Source organism: Klebsiella sp. K5-306, from assembly GCF_051835185.1.
GTDB classification, from domain to species: Bacteria; Pseudomonadota; Gammaproteobacteria; order Enterobacterales; family Enterobacteriaceae; genus Klebsiella; species Klebsiella oxytoca.
Genome location: NZ_JAIFJY010000007.1, coordinates 74163 through 98564, shown reverse-complemented (window position 1 = coordinate 98564; position 24402 = coordinate 74163). Strand labels below are relative to the sequence as shown.

Here is a 24402-nt window from a genome sequence, read left to right as displayed (position 1 = left end):
CCTGTCCGGGCTACCGTTTGGCAGACGGCGGTGAACCCGTAGCCCGGGCAAGGCGCGATAAGCGCCGCCCCCGGGAGCCAGGCGCAGAGGATTTAGCGTCAGAACGGGGGATTAGCGGGTGGTGCCGCGCAGCTTCAGCACGCTGGGGACAAAGACGTTTAGCGGCAGCGCACGGCCATCGCGGGCTTTTTCAACCAGCAGATTAACGCCCTGGCTGCCCATCATTTCTGAATGAATGCGCACCGTGGAGAGCGGCGGAAAAGTAAAACGCGCGGTGGGGATATCGTTAACGCTAATGAGCGAGATATCTTCCGGGATCGCGAGGCCGCGTTCATGAATAGCCCGCAGCACGCCGATGGCGATAGAGTCTGACGCGACGAACAGCGCGGTGGGGAAATCCGCCCTGGCCAGCATCGTTTTTGCCAGCTCATAGCCGGAGGAGCTGGAAAACCCGCCGCGCCAGATATCTTCTTCCGAAACCACCCCCTTCAGGCGGCCATATTCGACGAAGGCCACTTCGCGAATGTCGGCTTTACCCGGCTCATCCTGGCCACCAATAAAGCCGATGCGCCGCGCGCCCTGGGCGATAAAAAAGTCGATAACTTCTTTGGCGATACGCACCAGATCGATATCGACGGCGTCGTAGCTGCTGCCTGGCTCATGGAAATCAATAAAGCAGACGTTGTCGGTTAACGCCGTGGCTGCGTCGCGAATCGCCCGCGAAGGCTGGCCGACAATCAGAACGCCGGTCACTTTTTTCAGCTCGGGTAGCGCGTTGTTAAAGTAGCAGTTGGTCAGCTCAATACCGAGCTTTTCACACTGCGTTTCGATACCGTGGCGGATCGCCAGATAGTAAGGATCGTTGATTTCCAGATCCTGCTGGTAGCTGTAGATAGCCAGAATATGATGGTGGCCGACGGTATGAACCTGAGTCTTACGCGAGCTGGTGCTTTTATATTCCAGCTTTTCCGCCACCTCAAGAATGCGGTGCTTTGTCTCTTCTTTCACGTTCAGAGTGGGGTCGTCGTTTAATACCCGGGAAACCGTCGCCAGTGAAACGCCTGCTTCGGTCGCGATATCTTTTAGTGTGGCCATTGTTTTCCTTATCTGACGTTGCACCATCGACGCAAACCATTGTAAAGCAAGCGCGGGCCGCTGCATCTCTTTTCAGTAAATTTCCCTCGTATTATTCATCCGCATCGGGAAGTTTATAGCGAACTAAAAAGTGATGGATCTAACATTCCTTACACTATTATGCGGAAACCTCGCCGACTTTTGTTATCTTTTACTAAATTTTTACCTGAGGGGTGCAAGATGGAAACGGTGCTTTATGATGATTTTGCCAGACTGGAAATGCGTACGGGAAAAATTGTAGCTGTAAAACGACATGAGAATGCCGATAAGCTCTATATCGCGCGGATTGACGTTGGCGAGCGCACCTTGCAGACGGTGACCAGCCTGGTGCCCTATTACCGAGAAGAAGAGTTGCTGGGAAAAACGGTCGTGGTCCTGTGCAATCTGGCGAAAGCCAAAATGCGCGGTGAAACGTCGGAGTGCATGCTGTTATGCGCCGAAACCGACGATGGCGGCGAAAGCGTACTGCTTACGCCGGAAAGAGCGATGCCTGCGGGTGTGCGCGTCGTATAGCAAACGCCCTCTCCCGGAGCGGGAGAGGGCAAGCCATTACGCCTCTTCCACCGAAACCCGCAGCGCCGCCAGCGCCAGGCGGGCCGCTTTTAGCACCTGTTCACACTGCTCAGGGGTCAGCGTCAGCGGCGGCTCAACGCGAATCGTTCTTGCGTTGTTGAGCGTTCCGGCCACCAGCACGCGCTGGCGAAACATTTCGCTGGCAAAGTCATAGCCGATTTCGTTATCAATAAACTCAATCGCCATCAGCATACCTTTGCCGCGCACGTCATTCACCAGATCCGGATATTCGCGGGCCAGCTGACGGAAGCCGTCCAGCAGCATATCGCCTTTCTGCTCCGCCTGCGCGGGCAGGTTTTGCGTCAGCAGTACGTTAATGGTCGCCAGCGCCGCCGCGCAGGCCAGCGGGTTGCCGCCAAACGTGGTGGTATGCAGGAACGGGTTATCGAACAGTACCGAGAACACCTCTTCGGTGGCGACCGTGGCGCCAATTGGCATGACGCCGCCACCCAGCGCTTTGGCAAGGCACAGAATATCCGGCTGAACGTTTTCGTGCTCGCAGGCGAACATCTTGCCGGTGCGCCCCATGCCGGTTTGGACTTCATCGAGGATCAGCAGCGCGCCAAACTCGTCGCACAGCTTGCGTACCGCGGGCAGATAGCCCGGCGGCGGCAGAATCACCCCGCCTTCGCCCTGAATAGGCTCAAGGATCACCGCCGCGACGTCATCGCCGGTCTTTTGGCACTCGCTCAGCAGCGTGCGCATCGCATTGATATCGCCAAAAGGTACATGACGGAATCCCGGCAGCAGGGGCATAAAGGGCTTACGGAAAGTGGATTTCGCAGTGGCTGAAAGCGCGCCCAGCGACTTACCGTGAAACGCGCCGCTGGTGGCGACGAAGGTAAACTTGCCGCGCGGAGACTGGTAGGCCTTCGCCAGCTTTAACGCCGCTTCGACCGACTCGGTACCGCTGTTGCTAAAGAAGCTGTATTTCAGTTTGCCCGGCGTTAAGGCCGCCAGGGTTTTAGCCAGCATGGCCCGCAGCGGGTCCAGCAGTTCCTGACTATGAAGGGGTTGTTTAGCGAGCTGATTTTCGACGGCGGAAACGACAACTGGATTACGGTGCCCTACATTAAAAATCCCAAACCCACCCAGGCAGTCAATAAACTCCTGTCCCTGAGTGTCGACAAGCGTATTTAATCCTCCCGCTTGCCACTCTACGGCTCCGTAATCCCCGCCAGCAGTGACCGATTTTCGATACGCTAAAAACCCCGGATTCACATGCTCTTTAAAGTATTCCCTGACCTCCTGGTTAAGTGATTTCATCTCTTCATGATCGAGCGTTCGCTTCTCAATAAGATTCAGTGCGTGTGCGCTGCAGGCCAGAGCCGATGCGCTTGAAGGTAACCTGTTCAAAATATGCTCCTGGGCGGGGCGTATCACATGATACTGAATTAAGTATTGCAGGGATTACGCCACTTCGGCGCGGGCCAGGAAAAACGGGATAAACGCAACGTGAAATCGCAATTGAGCAAAATTTTATTGGCATGTTTTACTCCTGAAGGCGTAAAACGATGCGCTGAAGGGCTACCGCCGCGTGCTTCGCGGCGGTGCAGGCTGCCCGATAATGAGGCAAAGGATTAGTCGAGCTGGGAGATCTCCATCGCCGCGCGGTCAATCACGCCGACAATCTGCTTTAGCTGCGCTTCGGTTATTTCCTGCTGGTTAACTTTTAAATCCAGTACCGCCTTAAAATTCTCCAGCGCGCGCTTCATCTGCGGGTTTTTACGTAGCTCACAACCCACCATTCGCGCCTGCAGTCTGGCCTGAATCTGCTCCAGCGGCTGCTGGTTTTCCGCGTGCAGCTGGCTGCCTTCGGCGGTGATGGCGATTTTTTTGCGACCGTTTTCGTCAGCCACGCTGATTAATCCCTGATCCTGGAGTAAATCGAGCGTCGGGTAGATGACGCCGGGGCTGGGACTGTAGTTGCCCTGGGTCATGGTTTCGATCTCTTTAATCAGTTCGTAACCGTGGCTGGCATTACGGGTGAGGATGTCCAGAATGACCAGGCGCAGCTCGCCATGGCCAAAGAAGCGCTGCCGGCGTCCGCCGCCTCTGCGACCGTGTTCGCCATGTTCGCCGTGGCGTCCGCGTGGCCCACGGCCTTCTTCGTGATGATCTCTCATGATTTTTTCCTTTGAGTTTTTTGATATATCTAATTTATATCTAAAAATACTCAAGTCGCAACCTTGTGGCAGATTTATTTTTTATATAGTTGATAATTAGAGATTTAATTCTATTTTTTGACTTTTGTGGCGTTTTACTATGGCTATATCAAAAAGTGCTTGCATTCTTTTTTAATGGCAATCATTATCATTTGCAATATTTTTAGATATATCTATTCCGTTCACCAAGGCGATGAAAGATGACAACGAGCAGGAATCCTAAATACCCGCAGCGCGTGCGTAATGAGCTGCGTTTCCGTGAGTTAACCGTATTGCGCGTCGAGCGTATCGGCAGCGCATTCCAGCGTATCGTGCTGGGCGGAGAGGCGCTGGAAGGCTTTGTCTCCCAGGGTTTCGACGACTATACCAAGCTTTTTTTCCCCACTGCGGGTGCTGCGTTTACGCCGCCGGAGGTGACGGATGAAGGCATTAACTGGGGCGAAGGCGTACGTCCGGCGACCCGCGATTATACGCCGCTTTACGACGCCGACCGTCATGAGCTGGCGTACGACTTTTTTATTCACGATGGCGGTATAGCCAGCAGCTGGGCGCTGGCGGCGAAACCGGGTGATAAGCTGGTCATCGGCGGCCCGCGCGGTTCGCTGGTGGTGCCGGAAGATTACGTCTGGCAACTGTATGTGACCGATGAGTCAGGCATGCCCGCGCTGCGCCGCCGTCTGCTGGGATTGCGGCAGCTTCCGACGCGCCCGCAGGTCACGGCGATCGTCACCATTGGCGATGAGTCTTATCAAGATTACCTGGCCGATCTCGATGGCTTCAATATTGAGTGGGTGGTGGGACATCACTCCTCTGCCGTGGCCGAGCGTCTGGCGCAGGTTGTGGTTCCAACCGAAGATTATTTTATCTGGGTGACCGGGGAAGGCGCGGTGGTGAAATCACTGCTGGCGCGTTTTGAAGGTCCGGAGATTGACCCGCAGCTGGTGCGTTCGCAGGCCTACTGGCACAGCAAGTAAGCGCGGGAGAAAACCCGGGTTGCGGCTGGCGCCTGACCCGGGCTACCAGACCTGCAGACGGCGGTGAACCATGGGGCGACCGGCCCGCAGACGGCGGTGAACCTGTAGCCCGGGCAAGGCGCGTTAAGCGCCGCCCCCGGGAGCAGGGGCGGTGCCAGAGAGACTATTTCTGCGCCAGCGCTTTAAACACCATGGCCACCGCGTGGGCTCCGGGGTCCATATTGCCGCGCAGACTATCGCTGTTCAGGTACGATGCGCGTCCTGCACCTGCTTTGCTGGCGTGAAGCGTACGATCCGCGCCCGCCTGCGCCGCCGCGAAAGCGGCCTGCAGATTTTCCGGTTCGGCCAGCAGCGCCGCCAGCGCCGGTTGCAGGGCGTCAATCATGGTTCGGTCGCCTTCGTCGGCACCGCCGTAAAACTTCATCTGTGCCAGACCGGCGTTTAGCGCTTCGGCGACGCTTGCCCCCTGTTCCAGCTTCTGCCCGGCGGCGGTAAAGAAAATCGACATCAGCACGCCGCTGGAACCGCCCATCACAACCGTCAGACGCTCGCCAATCAGGGCGAACAGCGTGGCGAGGTTAGCCAGCGGCAGCTGACGGCGCTGAAGTAAGTCGGCGATATCGCGTGCGCCAGCGGCAAAGGTGGAGCCAGTATCGCCGTCGCCAACCTTCGCATCCAGCGCATTGAGGTCCGCTTCCAGATCGGATAGCGTACCGGTCACCCGCTCTACGTAGCCTGCAACCTCGCTATTCTCCGAGGGCGTAAACTCCACCCGCGTACTGCGCAGCGACGAGGGCATCACGCTGATTGCGCGCGGCTGCACTGGCGTCTGCCAGCCGGCGGTTTCGACCGCGGAGAGCAGCGCTTTCTCAATGCTCTCTTCCAGCACGATGGCGGTGAGGGAAAAGCCTTTCATATCCAGCGCGGTGACCAGCGACGCCGGGCCTATCAGCCAGTCAATTCGCTGATGCAGCGGGGTATTGGCCAGCTCGCGGGTCAAAATTGCCATTTCGGCAATCGATACGCCGCCGAGATTATTGATCATCACCGCCAGGCGGCCGGTTTCCGGCAGGGCGGCGCTGAGCTTCTCTACCATCAGCGTAACGATTTCCGCACTGTTCTGCGTGGCGATAACCGAAGCGCCCGGTTCGCCGTGGATCCCCATCCCCAGTTCGGCCTGATCCGGATGATGGCGCGGAGTCGTTTCCGCATCCTGCGGCAGGTGACAGCTGGAAAGGGCCAGACCGAGGCTGAAGGTGTGTCTGGCGGCATACTGCGCCTCGCGCAGCACGGTCGCCAGATTGTGGCCGCGTTCGGCGAAGTAGCCGGCCACTTTATGCACCAGAATCGTCCCGGCAATACCGCGCGGGTGTTTGTTATCCGGCAGCGAAATATCATCGCCAACGATCAGCATTTCGACGTTATAGCCCATGCGGCGCGCTTTCTCCGCGGCGAGGCCGAAGTTCAGACGATCGCCGGTGTAGTTCTTGACGATCAGCAGGCAACCGGCATCGCCGGTCACGGCCTGGATGGCGGTCAGCACCGCATCGACGCTCGGCGAGGCAAAAAGATCGCCGCAGACGGCGGCGGTCAGCATGCCTTTACCGACAAAGCCCGCGTGGGCCGGTTCGTGACCGGAACCGCCGCCGGAGATCACCGCCACGTTGTTTTTGTCGAGATCGCGACGCACCACCACGCGAATGGCGGGATCGCTTTCCAGCTGCGCCAGGTTATTCCACGGGCTGGCGATAATGGTTCCTTCAATCACTTCATTGACGAGGTTGGCGCGCTGATTAAAAAAGAATTGAGACATAACGGATCCTGAAAGTTAAGCGAGTTCCCGGAGGGGACAGCCTCCGGGGCGAGAAGGTTAGAGCAGGCTAGGCGCGAATCACGCGCTTGCCGGGAATATCAAGGATGACGGTCTCCCCCTTTTGTAGCGTGGTCAGGACATCGCTCTGCTGGCAAAGCATCGCGATACCCGCCTGACGGGCGATAATGGCGCCGTGAGAGAGTTCACTGCCGGCCTGCAGACAGATCCCCTTCACCCGATCCGCATCGAGCTGCAGGACGGTAGAAGGAAAAATATCGTCGGCCACGAGGATCGAGGGGCCGTCAAACTGCGGTAGTACTTCGTTGCTCCCGTTAAGGTGACGCAGCGTGCGGTGCAAAATATCTTCAATATCAATATAGCGCGCCTGTAGGTAAGGATCGTCGAGATGACGATATTGTTGGCTTAAATCGTTCAGCACCTGATGCCACGCCCACTCCGCGCTGCATTGCTCGTCGCGCACCCTATCGCAGGCGGCGGCGTATAAATCAGGGTCATCGAGCAGGGTATGATGCCCGGAGAAGATGGCCGCGATGTCGGCGGAAAACTTCGCCTCCGCCAGGGTCGTCAGCGCGCTAAGCTCTTCCAGCGTCCGATCGATGGCCCGTTTTAGCCGCAGCTGCTGCTGACCGATGGCGACGCCTTTTTCCCGTGAGACCTTCTCCTGCGGCTGGGAATAGAGTACGACCTTACCCTGTACGCGATTGGCGCAGGCGGGCTGAGTCGCAGACGCCGCCTCGGTTTGCTCGCCGAAATTCTCCGCCGCCAGCGCCTGGAACGCTGCCAGCGCGGCATCGGCATCCGGCCCGCGAGCAAGCAGTCTTAAGGTATCGTTACGGCGCACCTGAAGCAGGGCGATTTGGTTGAGGCTGTCGGGCGTGACGCACTTACCTCCTTTCTCCAGCACCAGGTCGGCGTTGAATCCCGCCAGCGCGGCGACCAGCTTTGACGCCGGGCGAACATGCAGGCCGTTGTGGTTTTGAATCACCACGGAAACCGAGCGCGCATCGCGGTCGTCGATCGGCGCGGCGGTCAACGCCGCGTGTTGCGGTTGCGATGGCAATCCCAGCTGTACGCGTTTTGCCTCCAGCGCGTTCATGGCATCTTCGATGACCTTGTCGATGCAGGCCCCGGCGGCGGCGCTCACCGTCGCCGCCAGCGTTCCTTCCACCAGCGGCGCCGCGCACAGGCGAACCTTCGCCGCAATGGCCGGATCGAGGAGATCCAGCGCGGTTTCGGCGCTCAGCAGGGCGCTGCCAATATCCATCATCACCAGGATATGATCGGCGTCGGCTACGGACTCGATGGCTTCCATAACCTTAATGGGATCGGTGCCGATCGGGCTGGTGGGATCGTCAATTCCGGCGGCGATCGCCAGCTTACAGCCATCGTTCATTAACATCTGCCGGGCCAGTTCTCCGACACCTTCGCCCAGACGAGCGCTATGCGAAACAATCACCAGGTTTACCATCGCGTTTTCCTTACTCTTTGGCCGCTGCGGCCAGCATCTGAACCATCAACATTACCGAGGTCGCGCCCGGATCCTGGTGCCCGATGCTGCGTTCGCCCAGGTAGCTGGCCCGCCCTTTGCGAGCCTGCATGGCGATGGTGGCCTGGACGGCGGCTTGCGCCTGTTCGCAGGCAGCATCAAGAGCGCTTTGGATCGACAGGTGCTGTTCGCTGGACTGGCGCAGCGATTCCACTACCGGCAGCCAGACGTCGCACATGGTTTTATCGCCCGGCTCGGCTTTGCCGCGATTCACCACGCCTTCCGCGCCTTCGCGGATGGCTTGATAAAGCTCGTCCAGGGTCAGACTCTGATGGGCCTGGGTCACCTGAGCGGCGCGGATAAAGAAGGTGCCGAACAGCGGGCCGCTGGCCCCACCGACGTTGGACAGCAGCGTCATGCCGGTATTTTTAAGAATGAAACCAATGTCTTTATCGGCAATCGAAGGCAGCTTTTCCACCACCTTGCTAAACCCACGATGCATATTCAGGCCGTGGTCGGCATCGCCGATCTCCCGGTCCAGACCGGTCAAAAAATCGCTCTCTTTGGTGAAGATATCGCCGCAGCGATAGAGCCAGTCTACGATTTGCGTTCTGCTTAATGACATGTCGTGCTCCTTATTTTCCCCAGTTCAGCGCCGGGGTGTGAACCGGGGCGTCCCATAATGCCAGCGTCTCGTCATCGGCTTTTAACAGGGTGATGGAAAAACCGACCATATCCAGAGAGGTACAGTAGCTGCCGATAAGATTGCGCTCGATCGCGATGCCGGTTTCCTCGCAGCGCTGCGTCAGACGGTTATAGACGCCGTAGAGTTCGGACAGCGGCGTGGCGCCGAGGTTGTTGACCAGCGCGATAACCCGATCGCCTTTTTGCAGCGCCTGCTTGGTCTGCGTTATCTCCTGCCACGCGCCCTTCACGTTGTCCCAGTGGCGCAGCGTGCGGCTATAGGCGCCGTTTTCCAGCAGAGTATCGAACATTTCGTCAACGGTGCGATCGAGGGAGGTGAAGCGGCGGCGGTCGATGCCCGGTTCGCCGTGAATGCCGACGCCGAACTCCATCTCATCGTCCTGCAGTTCGAATGAGGGCTGGCCGGCGGCCGGAACGGTGCAGGCGCCCAGCGCGATGCCGATAGAGTGGCCGAGGTTGTTAAGCTTGCGCCCCAGTTCAGCGCATGCTGCCAGCGAGTCGCCGCGCTCGGCGGCCGCGCCCACCAGTTTTTCAATCAGCACGGTATTGGCCACGCCGCGCCGTCCGGCGGTATAGAGGCTGTCTTTTACCGCCACATCGTCATCGACTACCACGGTGGTGACCTTGATGCCGCTTTCGTGTAGCAGCTCGGTGGCGGTTTCAAAGTTAAGAATATCGCCAGTGTAGTTTTTAATAATCAGCAGCACGCCTTCGCCGCCGTCGATGTTCATGGCGCACTCAAACATTTTATCCGGCGTTGGGGAGGTGAAAATTTCCCCCGGACAGGCCCCGGAAAGCATGCCCAGGCCAATATATCCGCAGTGCATCGGCTCATGACCGCTGCCGCCGCCGGAAAGCAGCGCTACTTTCCCGGCCACCGGTGCATCGGCGCGGGTGACGTAGACCGGATCATGATGCAGCGTTAGTTCAGGGTGCGCTTTTGCCAGGCCCGCCAGTTGTTCACTCAGGACATCTTCGACACGGTTAATCAGTTTTTTCATTGTTTATTCTCCATCGGAGTTTCGATGCGGCCTCTCTGCTGACGGAAGCGGTCATCGTGTAGGGGTATCGCCTGTCGATATGCGATATCGGGCGATGTATTGATTCTGGCTGAGTTAACGGGAAAAAAAATCGCCATAAAATGAGTTTCATTACGAAACGCGCACGGTGAATTTTGTTCCGTTATGAAACGCTTTTGCCGGGAGAAATCGAAAAATGCGAGCCAGGGCGACTATTTCATCTCACTTCACATACTTGCCAGACGCGGGGGGAGAAAAAATTTTACCTCTCCAGGCGCCAGTAGCGGCGAAAAACGCCGTACTTCATCCACTTTTTCCGCTTGTTTTGCGCTCAACGAGCGGATCGAGATCGCAATCCCGTCGTTTCATATGAATTCATGTTTCAATATGAAACGATAAAATGTGCACCCTGTTTCATATCGGGACAAAAAGGGGAAACATTTTTTTGCCCGCGGCTCGCCCTACAGTGATGACATCGCTCAGGTAGCGCTTTTGTTCCCGCTTTTAATACCAGGCCGGACGGGGAAATACCGGGGCACATCGTGTCAAAACATGCACTTATTTGAGGGTGAACGGAATGCTAAAAGTTATTCAATCTCCAGCCAAATATCTCCAGGGACCGGATGCATCCACGCTGTTTGGCGAATACGCTAAAAACCTGGCGGACAGCTTTTTCGTGATTGCCGATGACTTCGTGATGAAGCTGGCGGGTGAGAAAGTGTTGAACGGTTTGCATAGCCACAATATCAGCTGCCATGCGGAGCGCTTCAACGGCGAGTGCAGCCACGTTGAGATCAATCGCCTGATCGCCATTCTGAAGCAGCACGGCTGCCGCGGCGTGGTGGGCATCGGCGGCGGCAAGACGCTCGATACGGCGAAAGCGATAGGCTATTACCAGAAGCTGCCGGTGGTGGTGATCCCGACGATTGCCTCCACCGATGCGCCAACCAGCGCGTTGTCGGTTATTTATACCGAAGCCGGTGAATTTGAAGAGTATCTTATTTACCCGAAAAATCCGGACATGGTGGTGATGGATACGACGATTATCGCTAAAGCCCCGGTACGCCTGCTGGTGGCCGGGATGGGCGATGCGCTTTCAACCTGGTTTGAAGCCAGGGCCTGCTATGACGCCAGAGCCACCAGCATGGCCGGCGGCCAGTCGACGGCGGCGGCGCTGAGCCTGGCGCGCCTGTGCTATGATACGCTGCTGGCGGAAGGCGAAAAGGCCCGCCTCGCCGCTCAGGCCGGAGTGGTGACCGATGCGCTGGAACGCATCGTTGAAGCGAATACCTACCTTAGCGGAATCGGCTTTGAAAGCAGCGGCCTGGCCGCCGCGCACGCCATTCACAATGGTTTCACCATCCTCGAAGAGTGCCACCACCTGTACCATGGCGAGAAAGTCGCGTTTGGTACCCTGGCGCAGCTGGTGCTGCAAAATAGCCCGATGGAAGAGATCGAAACGGTGCTGAACTTCTGCCATACCGTCGGCCTGCCGGTCACGCTGGCGCAAATGGGCGTTAAAGAGGGCATCGACGAGAAAATTCAGGCGGTAGCAAAAGCGACCTGTGCGGAAGGCGAAACCATCCATAACATGCCGTTCCCGGTCAGCGCGCAGAGCGTGCATGCGGCAATTCTGACCGCCGACCTGCTTGGACAGCAGTGGCTGGCGCGTTAATTTAGCGTCGTCCTGTCCCGCCTCGTTAATGAGAAGGGGCGTTTTATCCCCCTCTGGCGGTTACCGCCGGAGGGGTTGTCGTTTAAGTAACAGCGGAAATGGATATGACTGCGCAGACTCAGAGCTTTCCCCTGGTGATAACCCAGTCGTGGCATCGTTGCAGTAAGTTTATGCAGCGGGAAACCTGGCAGACGCCGCATCAGGCGCAGGGGCTGACCTTCGAATCAATTTGTCGGCGTAAGACCGCGCTGCTAACGATTGGCCAGGCGGCGCTGGAAGATGCCTGGGAGTATATGGATAACCGCCCCTGCGCATTGTTTATCCTTGATGAGTCCGCCTGTATTCTCAGCCGCTGCGGCGATCCGCAGACCCTTGACCAGCTGGCGGCGCTGGGGTTTCGTGACGGTAGCTACTGCGCGGAAAGCATCATCGGCAGCTGCGCGCTCTCGCTGGCCTCCATGCTCGGGCAGCCGGTCAAAACGACGGGCGAGCAGCATTTTAAACATGCGCTGCACGGATGGTCGTTTAGCTCTACGCCGGTGTTTGATAACCATGGGCGCCTGTTCGGTTCCATTTCTTTGTGCTGCCTGATGGAAGAACAGGCTTCGCCGGACCTCTCCCTGACCCTGGCTATCGCCAGGGAAGTGGGCAACTCGCTGCTCACCGATAGCCTGCTGGCCGAGTCGAATCGCCACCTTAACCAGATGTACGGTCTGCTGGAGAGCATGGATGACGGGGTGATGGCGTGGAATGAGCAGGGTATTTTGCAGTTTCTGAACGTGCAGGCCGCGACGTTGCTACACCTTGATGCCCAGGCCAGCCAGGGGAAAAACATCAATGAACTGGTGACGCTGCCGGCTCTGTTGCGCCGGGCGATCAAGCACGCGCGCGGGCTGAACCATGTGGAAGTCACCTTCGAGAGCCAGCATCAGTTCGTTGATGCCGTCATCACGCTCAAGCCGATCGTCGAAGAGCAGGGCAACAGTTTCATCTTGCTGCTGCATCCGGTCGAGCAGATGCGTCAGCTGATGACCAGCCAGCTTGGCAAAGTGAGCCATACCTTTGAGCAGATGTCGGCTGACGATCCTGAAACCCGGCGGTTAATTCACTTTGGCCGTCAGGCGGCGCGCGGCGCTTTTCCAGTGCTGCTGTGCGGTGAGGAAGGGGTGGGTAAAGAGCTGCTCAGCCAGGCGATTCACAATGAGAGCGAGCGGGGTGGCGGACCGTATATCGCGGTTAACTGCCAGCTGTATGCCGACAGCGTCCTTGGGCAGGATTTTATGGGCAGCGCGCCGACGGACGAGGAAAACGGGCGTCTTAGCCGTCTCGAGCTGGCCAACGGCGGGACGCTGTTTCTGGAAAAAATCGAATATCTGGCGCCGGAGCTGCAGTCCGCGCTGTTGCAGGTGATCAAGCAGGGGGTATTAACCCGTCTGGATGCCCGGCGTTTGATCCCGGTGGACGTTAAAGTCATCGCCACCACTACCGTCGATCTTGCCAACCTGGTGGAACAAAACCGATTTAGTCGCCAGCTTTACTACGCGCTGCACTCTTTTGAAATCGTTATTCCGCCGCTGCGGGCGCGGCGTAACAGTATTCCTTCGCTGGTCCAAAATCGTCTTAAGAGTCTGGAGAAGCGTTTTTCCTCGCGGTTGAAGATGGATGACGATGCGCTGGCGCAGCTGGTGGCCTACTCCTGGCCGGGTAATGATTTTGAGCTGAACAGCGTGATTGAAAATATCGCCATTAGCAGCGAGAACGGCCATATCCGTTTGAGTAATCTGCCGGAATATCTCTTTGCCGAGCGGCCAGGCGCCGACGCGGGTTCCTCGCTGCTGCCCGCCAGCCTGACCTTCAGCGCCATTGAAAAAGAGGCCATCATCCATGCCGCCCGCGTGACCAGCGGGCGGGTACAAGAGATGGCGCAGCTGCTGAATATTGGCCGCACCACGCTGTGGCGAAAAATGAAACAGTACGATATCGATGCCGGCCAGTTTAAGCATAAAAATCAGGAGTAACCGGGCACCCAGCCTGACGCCGCGATGGTACTTGTTCGCGGCGTTAGCGATCGCTCTATCAGAAAGCCTGGCGGAAGATAGCGACAATCTCTTTCTCGTTACCCTTGCGCGGATTTGAGAAGGCGTTGCCGTCTTTCAAGGCCATCTCCGCCATATAGGGGAAGTCAGCCTCTTTAACTCCCAGCTCGCTCAGATGCTGCGGAATGCCGATATCGGAAGAGAGGCGGGCGATGGCGCAAATGGCCGACTCGGCGGCGTCCATGGTTGAAAGTCCGTGGATGTTTTCTCCCATAAATTCGGCGATGTCGGCAAACTTTTCCGGATTGGCGATCAGGTTGTAGCGCGCAACGTGCGGCAACAGAACCGCGTTCGCCACGCCGTGCGGCATATCGTACAGGCCGCCAAGCTGATGGGCCATGGCGTGAACGTAACCGAGGTTGGCGTTATTGAAAGCCATTCCCGCCAGCAGGGAAGCGTAGGCCATGTTTTCGCGGGCTTGCAGGTTGCTGCCCAGCGCGACGGCCTGGCGCAAGTTCCGGGCGATCAGGCGGATGGCCTGGATCGCGGCGGCATCGGTGACCGGGTTGGCATCTTTGGAAATATAGGCCTCCACGGCGTGGGTTAACGCATCCATGCCGGTTGCGGCGGTCAGCGGGGCCGGTTTGCCAAGCATGAGCAGCGGGTCATTGATGGAGACCGAGGGCAGGTTACGCCAGCTGACGATAACGAACTTCACTTTTGTTTGGGTGTTGGTCAGTACGCAGTGGCGGGTCACTTCGCTGGCGGTACCGGCGGTGGTATTCACCGCGACGATCGGCGGCAGTGGGTTAGTCAGGGTTTCTATGCCGGCATAGCGGTAAAGATCCCCTTCGTGGGTAGCCGCGATACCAATCCCTTTACCGCAGTCATGAGGGCTACCGCCGCCGACGGTGACGATAATATCGCACTGTTCTTGACGAAAGACCGCCAGGCCATCGCGCACGTTGGTGTCTTTTGGATTTGGCTCGACGCCATCAAAAACCACCACCTCAATACCGGCTTCCTGCAGATAGCCGAGAGTTTTATCCACCGCGCCGTCTTTGATGGCCCGCAGACCTTTATCGGTGACCAGCAGCGCTTTTTTACCGCCCAGCAGCTTACAGCGTTCGCCGACGACAGAAACAGCATTGGGACCAAAAAAGTTCACGTTTGGCACCAGATAATCAAACATACGATAGCTCATAATATATCTTCCTGGTTGGATTTATTATTTAGAGAAACCCTTCAGAGCCGTTTCGGCTAATAACATGTCCTGTTCGACGGTACCGCCGCTCACGCCAACGGCGCCGATGACTTCCTCGTTAAAAATAACTGGCAGGCCGCCGCCAAAAGGAATGATTCGCTGCTGGTTGGTGAGTTGTAATCCATATAGCGGTGCGCCCGGTTGGACTAACGCTGTAATTTGATGAGTGCCTTTTTGCAGGCCGCATGCCGTATAGGCTTTATTGAGCGCAATATCGCAGCTGGTTATAAATGCCTCATCCATACGCTGCATTAGGAGCATATTTCCGCCGCGGTCAACAACGGCAAAGACCACCGGCACGTTCATTTCAAGGGCTTTCGCCTCAACGGCAGTAGCCATTTCTTTTGCAGCCGCCAGCGTGATAGTGGCGATGTGTTTGATCTTATCCATAATCTCTCCTGTTAATATCCAGGGCTGGAACGCGATAATTATCGCAGGCACATATTTCAACTGCTGTTTGCGGGCTTATTCTCTCGCCGCAGGTTATTAAGTCAATAGCGAGAAAAATACTATCTAATTGAGTTTTTTATTACCGCAGGCTGTTTTTTGATAACGATCGTTTAGCTGTATCACAGTTTGTTATTAATCTTCTTTTGCATGTTTCATCATGGAACTTCTTTTTTTTAATCTGTGCCAGACTGGAACGAAATTAATTTGCTTAACTTACGGCTTTACATCTCTTTTTGCTGATTAACGGCGAGAAGAAGGCGAGTTTATCGATAAGCCGTCGCGCAGGGTGAAGTTTTTCTGCCTCTTTACTCAGCGGGCATCGCACCGTGATGCGAGCGCGCGGCGTGGAGGGGAGCAAAACGCCGCATTAGTCGAGCAGAAAAGCGCCACGCAAGCGTTTAGCTGGGGCCTGAATCAAAGAAAGGCAACGATCTCTTTGATATCCCGACGGAGTTGGGTCCATATTATAAACATGTTCATTACGTGGTTAATTTTAAGGATAAGAGCATGCCAACAGCAATCGATAAAGCCCTGGATTTTATTGGTGGTATGAACACATCGTTACCGGTGCCGAATACTATGGATGAAAGTACCGCTAAGGGGATCCTGAAGTATTTGCATGAACTAGGCGTACCGGCCAGCGCTGCGCAGGTCACGGCCCGTGGTGAGAAGGAGGGGTGGAGTGCCGGGTTCACGCAAAAAGTAGCCGGATGGGCGGACAAAATTGCCTCTGGCAACCGCATTATTATCAAAAACCCAGAATACTTTACTGCTTATATGCGCGAACAGCTGCAGGCGCTGGCGTAAGCCGCCTGTCGCCATATTCACCATAAGACGTGGCGCTATACAGGAGCCGCAAAACGCAAAAAGGGCTGACGATTTCTCGCCAGCCCTTGCTGTATCTGGTGGCCCCTGCTGGACTTGAACCAGCGACCAAGCGATTATGAGTCGCCTGCTCTAACCACTGAGCTAAGGGGCCGTGGCGAAGGATTATAAAGTAACTGTTGCCCGCAATCCAGCCTAAAACGCACGCCTGCTGTTTTTATAAACAACGCATTTTCAATCCTTTATAATTACCTTTTAGGTATTGAGCTGGGGAAAACATGATCAACGATATTCTGGCGCCGGACCTGCGGGTGGTCTTTTGCGGTATCAATCCGGGGAAGTCTTCCGCCCATACCGGTTTTCATTTCGCCCATCCGGGAAATCGCTTCTGGAAGGTGATTCATCAGGCCGGGTTTACCGACCGTCTTCTGAAACCCGAAGAGGAGCTGCAGCTGCTGGATACCCGCTGCGGGATTACCATGCTAGTCGAGCGCCCGACGGTACAGGCCAGCGAGGTCGCGCTGCTGGAGCTCCGCGATGGCGGAAGAGAGCTGGTGAGGAAAATGGAAGAGTATCAGCCGCGCGCGCTGGCGATCCTCGGTAAACAGGCTTTCGAGAAAGCGTTTCAGGTACGCGGCGTAAAATGGGGCAAACAGCAGGTGACCATAGGCGCGACGGAAGTATGGGTGTTGCCAAATCCCAGCGGGCTCAACCGGGCGACGCTGGATAAGCTGGTGGAGGCCTACCGGGAGCTTGACGAGGCGCTGGCAACGCGAGGGCTTTAATTCGCCCCGGGCGGTTCCAGGCGGGTAAATTCGCCGATAGGACGGCGAATTCTATTATTTTCGCCATAGTCGTCAACGTAGCCTGCGCGAAGGATCATTTGCGGCGGCTGGCTTAAGCCTAAGGTTTCCGCCAGCTGTTTACGGAACGCTTTATCCTCCAGCATCTGGCTCACCGGCTGAACAGAGATGCCGTAGCGGACGGCATCCAGCCAGAAGGCCTGCAGATTCATGCCGCTGCGCAACATCAGCGGAAAGGTTTCTTCTCCGCCGATGATAAAAAATCCGGCGCTTTGCGCTACGCTGCTGGCCGTTTTACTGATGCTTTCCGCGGCGAAGGATTCTCCCTGGGCTTTTTGCCGATCGAAAAATGAGTAATAGAGCAGTTTTTTTATCCCGGTGATGCCTAACTGTTCTGCGGGCAGGCCGTCTTTCAACCGGCGGGCCTCTTCGTTGGAAAAGCGCAGCCAGTGAGCGAACTCCGCTCTTTTGGCCGCATCGAGCGCCTGAGCCTTTGCTGCCTGGATGGCAAAACTCTCAAGCTTATTAAACCCGGCGCTGCCGCGTGGATAATAATTTAAATACGGCTGGTGCTGTTTGAGCAGGGCAGCGAGATCGCGGGGCGCAAGGGCAATATCCTGAAACGGACGTTTGTCGGTGTGCCGGCGCTCAATTAACTTCAGCACGGCGGGCTGTTTGAGAGAAGAGGCGCGGTGGAGGGGGCTTAACGTCATGCGGGCAACATCACCATTGCGCGCCATCGCCGGTAAAATGTCTATTTCCGCCCGCATGCCAAATGCGGCGGCTGCCTGGCGGAAGTTCTCCAGGAACGCGCCCAGAGAAATACTGGCTTCTCGCCCCGCCGGGTCGATATGCGGGAGGGCTTTACTGCGGTCGAACGCCAGGGTGAATCGCCGTGCGTCCGGGTTATAGCGAATCTGCCAGGGCTGAGTATTATGCGCATTTGGCGCCAGCGAGGCGTAATACACTATATGGCGCTGTTCGGTTGGCAGCGCAAATGGTAGTGAAAGATCTTTGGTCAGGCGCAGGGGCTTCGCTTTATGATAGGCACAGGCGCAAACCACTATCATACCTATTAGTAAGGACAGAAATATTTTCTTTATCATCGACTCGCGCCTTTTTCTATCATTAATAATAAAGCGTCAAAAGCGAAGTTAAGAAAGGATTTTCGGTCCTTCTCAAGATGCCGCAAAATATAGGCTTCTTTACTTGCTGATTTCTCTATCAGCCCGGTCAGGCAGAGCCAGAACAGCATCATGACGTCTGCCATTGGAGCATTTAACTGAAGCTCTTTGTTTGCTGCCGCGTGGGAAATTTCTCCGGCGATAATATGATTAATCTCCTCGCCGAGCATATAGATATTAGTCAGTACTTTATTATTTTTCATCTCTTTTTCTGAGCAACCTATTTTCCCGGTAATGCCGGGGAAATAGACGATGCCGGAGTCGTGGATAGCAACCAACGACTGGCAAAGCTCATGATAAAACTCGCGGAAGGGGGCCTGCCGGCTGACTATTTTAACCACCTCCTGGTGAAAGCGCTCCATTCCATCGAGAATAAGGTGATCGACAATATCCTGTTTACGGTCAAAGTAGGTGTAAAGCGTAGTTTTACTGAATCCGGCTTCGTGCGCAATCTCATCCATGGTCGTTCCTTCTATACCACGGTTAAGAAATAACGTATTGGCGGTGGCCAGAATAACCGTTCTATTAAAATCAGCCAGCTGAATCTTTCGTTTGCTATTCATTGAATATCCCTATTATTTAGATTCGCGTTGTCCATTAAGTGCGATTTATGAACTAATAGTACAAATATAAAACTATGAGTCCAGTTGTTTGGCTTTATGGTATTAAATAATAAGAATATGACCCGGATATATATTGATAATTTCTGGATGCAGGTATTAATATTTATTAAAGGAATGATTTGCGATTAGCCATAAAAAAAGCCAGTCAGTTGACTGGCTTTTTTGCGCTAAGCGGCGATGATTAATCGTCGAGGAAGCTACGCAGCACTTCAGAACGGCTCGGATGGCGCAATTTACGCAGCGCCTTCGCTTCGATCTGACGGATACGTTCGCGGGTTACGTCGAACTGTTTACCCACTTCTTCCAGCGTGTGATCGGTATTCATGTCAATACCAAAGCGCATACGCAGGACTTTTGCTTCACGGGCGGTCAGGCCAGCCAGAACGTCATGGGTGGCGGCGCGCAGGCTCTCAGTGGTGGCAGAGTCCAGCGGCAGCTCGAGGGTGTTATCCTCGATGAAATCTCCCAGATGCGAATCTTCATCGTCGCCAATCGGCGTTTCCATGGAGATCGGCTCTTTGGCGATTTTCAGCACCTTACGGATTTTATCTTCCGGCATCAGCATACGCTCGGCCAGCTCTTCCGGTGTCGGTTCGCGGCCCATCTCCTGCAGCATCTGGCGGGAAATACGGTTGAGCTTGTTGATAGTCTCAATCATATGCACCGGAATACGGATGGTGCGCGCCTGGTCTGCGATAGAGCGGGTGATCGCCTGACGGATCCACCAGGTTGCGTAGGTGGAGAACTTGTAGCCGCGACGGTATTCAAACTTATCTACCGCTTTCATCAGACCGATGTTACCTTCCTGGATCAGATCGAGGAACTGCAGACCGCGGTTGGTGTATTTCTTGGCGATCGAGATAACCAGACGCAGGTTCGCTTCAACCATCTCTTTCTTCGCGCGGCGCGCTTTCGCTTCACCGATGGACATGCGACGGTTGATATCTTTTACCTGCTCAATGGTCAGGCCGGTCTCTTGTTCAATCTGCTGCAGTTTCATCAGGCCGCGCTGAACGTCTTCTTTCACGTCAAGCAGCTTTTCTGACCACGGCTTATTCATCGCGATGGCCGCATTGAACCAGGTTTCGCTGGTTTCGTTGCCGGTAAACAGAGTGATGAAGTTTTTCTTCGGCATTTTGCACTGCTCAACGCACAGCTTCATGATGATACGTTCTTGAGTACGAACGCGATCCATCATGATGCGCATGCTGTTAACCAGGTAATCGAACTGCTTCGGCACCAGGCGGAACTGTTTGAACACTTCAGACAGCTTGAGAATCTCTTCCTGCGCTGCGGCGTGGCTACGACCTTTCGCTTTGATGGTATCGCGGGTCAGTTCGTACTGCGTGCGCAGCTCGGCGAATTTCTCGCGCGCCAGCTCAGGATCGATGCTGTTGTCATCATCGCTGCTGTCGTCGTCTTCTTCTTCATCTTCGTCTTCGTCGTCATCCATCTCTTCCTGAGAGAGTTCAGAACCGACGTGCGTCGCCGTTGGCGCCATGTCTTCTTCGGCGTTCGGGTCAACAAAACCGGTGATCAGATCGGACAGACGCGCCTCTTCCGCCTCAACGCGATCGTACTGCTCCAGCAGATAGGTGATGGCTTCCGGGTATTCAGCAACCGAGCACTGCACCTGGTTAATACCGTCTTCGATACGTTTAGCGATGTCGATTTCGCCTTCGCGCGTCAGCAGTTCGACGGTACCCATTTCACGCATGTACATGCGCACCGGGTCGGTAGTGCGTCCGATTTCAGACTCAACGCTGGAGAGAACCTGCGCCGCAGCTTCTTCCGCATCTTCGTCAGTATTGTTGTTAGTTTCAGCAAGCAAAAGATCATCGGCATCCGGTGCTTCTTCCATCACCTGAATGCCCATGTCGTTGATCATTTGGATGATGTCTTCGATCTGATCGGAGTCGACGATATCTTCCGGCAGATGGTCATTGACCTCGGCATAGGTCAGATAGCCTTGCTCCTTACCACGTTGGACAAGAAGCTTCAGCTGTGACTGCGGGTTTTGCTCCATAAGACGGTATCCACACTTAATTCGTTTGATTGGTGTAAGCAGATGAACTGCCAACATTTAAAGCGAGGGCGTACTTATATTTTTGCCGCTGCGCCTCGCGCGGCTGTCGGGGTCTTCCCGAACGATATTCGGCACTTAAGCCGTTAAATTCATTTTTTTTCCAGGGCTTGTCTGATTTCCCAGAACTCCCGGCGTTCTTCACTGCTTAAACCGTGAGTGCGGTCGCGAGCTATCAACTCTTCTTGCCGCTGTTCAAGCATTGCATCAAAAATTCGGTTTAGCGTGTCGGTGAACATTTTTTCAACATTCTCATCCCTTATATCGTTCCAGGCTGAGAGTTTTTCAAGTGTTGAGTATTCACTAGTCCCGCGATAGTTCTCTAATAGCTGCCCCGTGGTCAGGCCCGGCTGCGCAACACAGAGGTTCACCAGCTCGGAGAAGAGGCTGAGTCCCGGTAATTTGCTCTGCGCCAGCCCCTGCAAAGGGGGCACCAGCGGCGCCAGATTGGGATTCTGCACCAGCAGTCCTATAAGTATACGCATAGGCGTCTGTTTTATCTGCTGAGCCGGGCGTACGACGCCACTTTCTGCCTGTTTCGGCATTAAACGATCAAGCTGGGTATCATCAAAAATGCCCAGCTTCAGGCCCAGCATCTGGCGCAGCTGAATACGATGCGCATCGCCAGGCACCTGGCTAATGAGCGGCAGCGCTAGTGCGGCCAGCTGCGTACTGCCATCCGGCGAACTCAGATCGACCTGCGGTAAGAGACTGTTAAATAAAAACATGGAGAGCGGCTGAGCCTGCTCCATCCGTGCTTCAAAAGCCTCTTTACCCTCTTTACGTACCAGCGTATCCGGATCTTCACCATCGGGCAGGAACATAAAGCGTAGCTGACGACCATCGGTCATGTACGGCATTGCCGTTTCCAGCGCACGCCATGCGGCATCTCGACCGGCGCGGTCGCCGTCGTAACAGCAAATTACGTTGTTCGTCGCACGGAATAATATATGCATGTGGTCGGCCGTGGTCGATGTACCCAGCGATGCAACGGCATAGTTAATACCGTACTGCGCCAGAGCGACGACATCCATATACCCTTCGACAACCAGCAACCGCGGTGGTTCTGCCTGGTGCTGCTGCGCTTCATAAAGGCCGTAAAGCTGGCGGCCCTTATGGAAAATATCGGTCTCCGGGGAGTTGAGGTATTTCGGCGTATCGTTACCCAGTACGCGACCACCAAATCCAATCACCCGGCCTCGTTTGTCGCGAATCGGAAACATCACGCGATTGCGGAAACGGTCGTAAGTTCTTCCCTGGTCATTATTGACCAGCATTCCGGCATCGAGCAGCAGTTTCCTGTTGTCGACATTACCGCCGAAACGTTTTAATGCGTTATCCCAGCCTGGCGGCGCAAAACCAATAGCAAACTGCTGGACAACTTCGGCACTCAGGCCGCGTTGCTCCAGGTACTGGCGCGCAGGTTCGGCATTAGGTTGGTTGAAGGATTGCTGATAAAAGTCATTTAACCCTTCCATTAGCTGATAGAGATTTTGCCGCTGATGGCGCTCTATCTGACTCAGGCCCGTTCCGGCTTCATACGGCACTTCAAGATTATGCATAGCAGCCAGCTCTTCGACGGTTTCCACGAACTCGAGCTTGTCGTAGTTCATCAGGAAGTCGATAGCGTTGCCGTGCGCACCGCAGCCAAAGCAGTGGTAAAACTGTTTTTCACCGTTGACGGTGAAAGAGGGGGTTTTTTCGTTATGGAACGGACAGCACGCGTGATAATTCTTGCCCTGCTTTTTCAGCTTCACCCGCGCGTCGATCAGATCGACGATATCGGTGCGCGCCAGCAGGTCATTGATAAATACTCGTGGAATTCGTCCAGCCATATGCCCCGTTGTATACACTTCCCCTTCAAACTGCCTCTGCGTTGGCTTCGCTCGTTCACCCCTGTCGCTTACTTCAGTAAGCTCCGGGGACTTACTCCCTTGCCGCCTTGATGCATCTTGAATGATTGGGTGTATATGCTAATGCATAAACGAAAATAAGCCGCGCATTCCTTTCGGAAGCACGGCCTTACAACTACAACTCGGTCTGAATTGAGAGCCTGGCTCCCAACAGATTAGTACAGACGAGTGCGGCGTGCGTTTTCGCGAGCCAGTTTCTTCGCGTGACGTTTCACTGCGGAAGCTTTAGCGCGTTTACGTTCGGTAGTCGGTTTTTCATAGAACTCACGACGACGAACTTCCGCCAGAACACCTGCTTTTTCGCATGAACGTTTGAAGCGACGCAGCGCTACGTCGAACGGCTCGTTTTCACGTACTTTAATTACCGGCATGTAACTCTCACCTTTGATAAATTCGGTTTGCCGCTGGCATCAACGCCAGCTTATTTCAAAATGGTGCGGAATTTTACTGCAATTGCTGCTGCTTTGTAAAGCACCGACGCGATTTTTGAAAGGGACTTTTATAAGGACAGGGAGTATACACGAAGTGAGCGCCAGGGGTGAGGAAAGTTTTACATCAACCCGCATTGGTCCTACACTGCGCGGTATTGAAACGAGGTAAAACTAGCCATGCGTGTACTGGGAATTGAAACATCCTGCGATGAAACCGGCATCGCCATTTATGACGACGAAAAAGGTCTGTTAGCCAACCAGCTGTATAGTCAGGTGAAATTGCATGCTGACTACGGCGGCGTGGTGCCTGAACTGGCCTCGCGCGACCACGTGCGTAAAACCGTCCCTCTGATTCAGGCGGCGCTCAAAGAGGCCGGGATGACGGCAAAAGATATTGATGCCGTTGCGTATACGGCGGGCCCAGGCCTGGTTGGCGCGCTGCTGGTCGGCGCGACGGTAGGCCGCTCGCTGGCCTTCGCGTGGAACGTGCCGGCGATCCCGGTACACCATATGGAAGGGCATCTGTTGGCGCCGATGCTGGAAGATAATCCGCCGCAGTATCCGTTTGTCGCGCTACTGGTTTCCGGCGGCCATACCCAGCTGATTAGCGTCACCGGTATTGGCCAGTATGAGCTGTTAGGCGAGTCGATTGACGACGCGGCAGGGGAAGCCTTCGATAAGACGGCTAAACTGCTCGGCCTGGATTACCCTGGCGGCCCGATGCTGTCGAAGATGGCCTCCCAGGGCACCGAAGGGCGTTTTGTCTTTCCGCGCCCGATGACCGACCGTCCCGGGCTGGATTTTAGTTTCTCAGGCCTGAAAACCTTTGCTGCCAACACCATCCGCAGCAACGGCGATGACGACCAGACGCGCGCCGATATCGCCCGCGCTTTCGAAGACGCGGTCGTGGATACGCTGATGATCAAGTGCCGCCGGGCGCTGGAGCAAACCGGTTTTAAACGGCTGGTGATGGCTGGCGGCGTCAGCGCTAACCGTACGCTGCGCGCGAAGCTGGCGGAAATGATGAAAAAGCGCGGCGGGGAAGTCTTCTATGCCCGTCCTGAATTCTGTACCGATAACGGTGCGATGATTGCCTATGCGGGTATGGTTCGTCTGCGTTCCGGGGCAAAAGCGGAGCTGGGCGTCACCGTTCGTCCGCGCTGGCCGCTGGCTGAACTTCCGGCGGCATAATTTCTGCTGTTTTACAGGCCGACGTCCTGTCGGC

21 protein-coding genes and 1 tRNA gene are annotated in these 24402 nt (G+C 55.6%); 7 read left to right on the top strand and 15 right to left on the bottom strand.

Annotated elements, in window-relative coordinates; all coding sequences use genetic code 11:
- Nucleotides 1-111: 111 nt before the first annotated feature.
- Entirely contained in the window at nucleotides 112-1095 is a 984-nt protein-coding gene (gene ebgR / locus K2184_RS12980) for a transcriptional regulator EbgR (RefSeq protein ID WP_004105931.1), read from the bottom strand.
- 219 nt (nucleotides 1096-1314) lie between these two features.
- On the opposite strand from ebgR, the gene K2184_RS12975 reads away from it, so the two are divergent.
- Nucleotides 1315-1647, top strand: coding sequence for a tRNA-binding protein (locus tag K2184_RS12975; protein ID WP_004105930.1), 333 nt, complete (start codon nucleotides 1315-1317; stop codon nucleotides 1645-1647).
- Between the two features lie 36 nt (nucleotides 1648-1683).
- Here the strand turns inward: K2184_RS12975 and ygjG are convergent, their stop codons facing one another.
- Together ygjG and K2184_RS12965 are read right to left on the bottom strand one after the other, a co-directional pair.
- The gene (gene ygjG, locus K2184_RS12970; protein WP_004105929.1) at nucleotides 1684-3063 is read right to left on the bottom strand and encodes a putrescine aminotransferase; all 1380 of its coding nucleotides are present in this window, start codon (nucleotides 3061-3063) and stop codon (nucleotides 1684-1686) included.
- A gap of 224 nt (nucleotides 3064-3287) precedes the next feature.
- Nucleotides 3288-3833 (bottom strand): PadR family transcriptional regulator, encoded by a 546-nt coding sequence (locus K2184_RS12965; protein WP_004105928.1) that lies wholly within the window; start codon nucleotides 3831-3833, stop codon nucleotides 3288-3290.
- 239 nt (nucleotides 3834-4072) lie between these two features.
- On the opposite strand from K2184_RS12965, the gene K2184_RS12960 reads away from it, so the two are divergent.
- Nucleotides 4073-4846: a siderophore-interacting protein gene (locus K2184_RS12960; protein WP_368082913.1), complete on the top strand. Its 774-nt coding sequence runs from the start codon at nucleotides 4073-4075 to the stop codon at nucleotides 4844-4846.
- A gap of 163 nt (nucleotides 4847-5009) precedes the next feature.
- Here K2184_RS12960 and K2184_RS12955 read toward each other — a convergent pair whose 3' ends face one another.
- The 4 genes from K2184_RS12955 to dhaK form a co-directional block, all read right to left on the bottom strand.
- On the bottom strand, nucleotides 5010-6659 hold the full coding sequence (locus K2184_RS12955) for a glycerone kinase (RefSeq protein WP_123830004.1): 1650 nt from the start codon (nucleotides 6657-6659) through the stop codon (nucleotides 5010-5012).
- 67 nt (nucleotides 6660-6726) lie between these two features.
- Nucleotides 6727-8148: a dihydroxyacetone kinase phosphoryl donor subunit DhaM gene (dhaM, locus tag K2184_RS12950; protein WP_017145396.1), complete on the bottom strand. Its 1422-nt coding sequence runs from the start codon at nucleotides 8146-8148 to the stop codon at nucleotides 6727-6729.
- Between the two features lie 10 nt (nucleotides 8149-8158).
- Nucleotides 8159-8791 carry a dihydroxyacetone kinase subunit DhaL gene (gene dhaL / locus K2184_RS12945; protein ID WP_004115682.1) on the bottom strand — a complete coding sequence of 211 codons (633 nt, stop codon included), beginning with the start codon at nucleotides 8789-8791 and terminating at the stop codon, nucleotides 8159-8161.
- A gap of 10 nt (nucleotides 8792-8801) precedes the next feature.
- Nucleotides 8802-9872 carry a dihydroxyacetone kinase subunit DhaK gene (gene dhaK / locus K2184_RS12940; protein WP_017145397.1) on the bottom strand — a complete coding sequence of 357 codons (1071 nt, stop codon included), beginning with the start codon at nucleotides 9870-9872 and terminating at the stop codon, nucleotides 8802-8804.
- 595 nt (nucleotides 9873-10467) lie between these two features.
- Here dhaK and K2184_RS12935 point away from each other — a divergent pair.
- Together K2184_RS12935 and dhaR are read left to right on the top strand one after the other, a co-directional pair.
- On the top strand, nucleotides 10468-11565 hold the full coding sequence (locus K2184_RS12935) for a glycerol dehydrogenase (protein ID WP_004115678.1): 1098 nt from the start codon (nucleotides 10468-10470) through the stop codon (nucleotides 11563-11565).
- A gap of 104 nt (nucleotides 11566-11669) precedes the next feature.
- On the top strand, nucleotides 11670-13583 hold the full coding sequence (dhaR, locus tag K2184_RS12930) for a dihydroxyacetone kinase operon transcriptional regulator DhaR (protein ID WP_108705061.1): 1914 nt from the start codon (nucleotides 11670-11672) through the stop codon (nucleotides 13581-13583).
- Nucleotides 13584-13641: 58 nt separating this feature from the next.
- Here dhaR and dhaT read toward each other — a convergent pair whose 3' ends face one another.
- Nucleotides 13642-14805, bottom strand: coding sequence for a 1,3-propanediol dehydrogenase (gene dhaT / locus K2184_RS12925; protein ID WP_053064437.1), 1164 nt, complete (start codon nucleotides 14803-14805; stop codon nucleotides 13642-13644).
- Nucleotides 14806-14829: 24 nt separating this feature from the next.
- Nucleotides 14830-15255, bottom strand: coding sequence for a GlcG/HbpS family heme-binding protein (locus K2184_RS12920; protein ID WP_004105919.1), 426 nt, complete (start codon nucleotides 15253-15255; stop codon nucleotides 14830-14832).
- 543 nt (nucleotides 15256-15798) lie between these two features.
- Between K2184_RS12920 and K2184_RS12915 the strand changes: the two genes are divergently transcribed.
- Nucleotides 15799-16122 (top strand): DUF1889 family protein, encoded by a 324-nt coding sequence (locus K2184_RS12915; protein WP_071530277.1) that lies wholly within the window; start codon nucleotides 15799-15801, stop codon nucleotides 16120-16122.
- A 96-nt stretch (nucleotides 16123-16218) separates the two neighbouring features.
- On the opposite strand, the gene K2184_RS12910 is transcribed toward K2184_RS12915, so the two are convergent.
- Nucleotides 16219-16294: transfer RNA gene (locus K2184_RS12910), tRNA-Ile, on the bottom strand.
- 124 nt (nucleotides 16295-16418) lie between these two features.
- Here K2184_RS12910 and mug point away from each other — a divergent pair.
- Nucleotides 16419-16925 (top strand): G/U mismatch-specific DNA glycosylase, encoded by a 507-nt coding sequence (mug, locus tag K2184_RS12905; protein WP_004105914.1) that lies wholly within the window; start codon nucleotides 16419-16421, stop codon nucleotides 16923-16925.
- Here mug and K2184_RS12900 read toward each other — a convergent pair.
- The 5 genes from K2184_RS12900 to rpsU form a co-directional block, all read right to left on the bottom strand.
- Nucleotides 16922-18049, bottom strand: a complete 1128-nt coding sequence (locus K2184_RS12900; RefSeq protein ID WP_032745322.1) for an Acg family FMN-binding oxidoreductase — start codon at nucleotides 18047-18049, stop codon at nucleotides 16922-16924. The genes mug and K2184_RS12900 overlap by 4 nt on opposite strands.
- Nucleotides 18046-18690 (bottom strand): TetR/AcrR family transcriptional regulator, encoded by a 645-nt coding sequence (locus tag K2184_RS12895; protein ID WP_163524779.1) that lies wholly within the window; start codon nucleotides 18688-18690, stop codon nucleotides 18046-18048. Before K2184_RS12895 ends, K2184_RS12900 begins: the two co-directional genes overlap by 4 nt.
- 241 nt (nucleotides 18691-18931) lie before the next feature.
- Complete coding sequence (rpoD, locus tag K2184_RS12890) at nucleotides 18932-20776, bottom strand: RNA polymerase sigma factor RpoD (protein ID WP_004105908.1); 1845 nt, start codon at nucleotides 20774-20776, stop codon at nucleotides 18932-18934.
- Nucleotides 20777-20925: 149 nt separating this feature from the next.
- The gene (dnaG, locus tag K2184_RS12885) at nucleotides 20926-22668 is read right to left on the bottom strand and encodes a DNA primase (protein ID WP_016808010.1); all 1743 of its coding nucleotides are present in this window, start codon (nucleotides 22666-22668) and stop codon (nucleotides 20926-20928) included.
- A 233-nt stretch (nucleotides 22669-22901) separates the two neighbouring features.
- On the bottom strand, nucleotides 22902-23117 hold the full coding sequence (gene rpsU, locus K2184_RS12880) for a 30S ribosomal protein S21 (RefSeq protein ID WP_001144069.1): 216 nt from the start codon (nucleotides 23115-23117) through the stop codon (nucleotides 22902-22904).
- A gap of 237 nt (nucleotides 23118-23354) precedes the next feature.
- On the opposite strand from rpsU, the gene tsaD reads away from it, so the two are divergent.
- Nucleotides 23355-24368: a tRNA (adenosine(37)-N6)-threonylcarbamoyltransferase complex transferase subunit TsaD gene (tsaD, locus tag K2184_RS12875; RefSeq protein WP_004105903.1), complete on the top strand. Its 1014-nt coding sequence runs from the start codon at nucleotides 23355-23357 to the stop codon at nucleotides 24366-24368.
- Nucleotides 24369-24402 lie beyond the last annotated feature (34 nt).

Bases quoted from the DNA above. Each gene is read 5' to 3' on its own strand.
- K2184_RS12900 (WP_032745322.1), bottom strand. From the start codon at position 18,049: ATGATAAAGAAAATATTTCTGTCCTTACTAATAGGTATGATAGTGGTT.
- dnaG (WP_016808010.1), bottom strand. From the start codon at position 22,668: ATGGCTGGACGAATTCCACGAGTATTTATCAATGACCTGCTGGCGCGC.
- K2184_RS12920 (WP_004105919.1), bottom strand. From the start codon at position 15,255: ATGGATAAGATCAAACACATCGCCACTATCACGCTGGCGGCTGCAAAA.
- dhaK (WP_017145397.1), bottom strand. From the start codon at position 9,872: ATGAAAAAACTGATTAACCGTGTCGAAGATGTCCTGAGTGAACAACTG.
- K2184_RS12960 (WP_368082913.1), top strand. From the start codon at position 4,073: ATGACAACGAGCAGGAATCCTAAATACCCGCAGCGCGTGCGTAATGAG.
- ebgR (WP_004105931.1), bottom strand. From the start codon at position 1,095: ATGGCCACACTAAAAGATATCGCGACCGAAGCAGGCGTTTCACTGGCG.
- dhaR (WP_108705061.1), top strand. From the start codon at position 11,670: ATGACTGCGCAGACTCAGAGCTTTCCCCTGGTGATAACCCAGTCGTGG.
- dhaT (WP_053064437.1), bottom strand. From the start codon at position 14,805: ATGAGCTATCGTATGTTTGATTATCTGGTGCCAAACGTGAACTTTTTT.
- mug (WP_004105914.1), top strand. From the start codon at position 16,419: ATGATCAACGATATTCTGGCGCCGGACCTGCGGGTGGTCTTTTGCGGT.
- rpsU (WP_001144069.1), bottom strand. From the start codon at position 23,117: ATGCCGGTAATTAAAGTACGTGAAAACGAGCCGTTCGACGTAGCGCTG.
- K2184_RS12975 (WP_004105930.1), top strand. From the start codon at position 1,315: ATGGAAACGGTGCTTTATGATGATTTTGCCAGACTGGAAATGCGTACG.
- rpoD (WP_004105908.1), bottom strand. From the start codon at position 20,776: ATGGAGCAAAACCCGCAGTCACAGCTGAAGCTTCTTGTCCAACGTGGT.
- K2184_RS12955 (WP_123830004.1), bottom strand. From the start codon at position 6,659: ATGTCTCAATTCTTTTTTAATCAGCGCGCCAACCTCGTCAATGAAGTG.
- K2184_RS12935 (WP_004115678.1), top strand. From the start codon at position 10,468: ATGCTAAAAGTTATTCAATCTCCAGCCAAATATCTCCAGGGACCGGAT.
- dhaL (WP_004115682.1), bottom strand. From the start codon at position 8,791: ATGTCATTAAGCAGAACGCAAATCGTAGACTGGCTCTATCGCTGCGGC.
- dhaM (WP_017145396.1), bottom strand. From the start codon at position 8,148: ATGGTAAACCTGGTGATTGTTTCGCATAGCGCTCGTCTGGGCGAAGGT.
- K2184_RS12965 (WP_004105928.1), bottom strand. From the start codon at position 3,833: ATGAGAGATCATCACGAAGAAGGCCGTGGGCCACGCGGACGCCACGGC.
- tsaD (WP_004105903.1), top strand. From the start codon at position 23,355: ATGCGTGTACTGGGAATTGAAACATCCTGCGATGAAACCGGCATCGCC.
- K2184_RS12895 (WP_163524779.1), bottom strand. From the start codon at position 18,690: ATGAATAGCAAACGAAAGATTCAGCTGGCTGATTTTAATAGAACGGTT.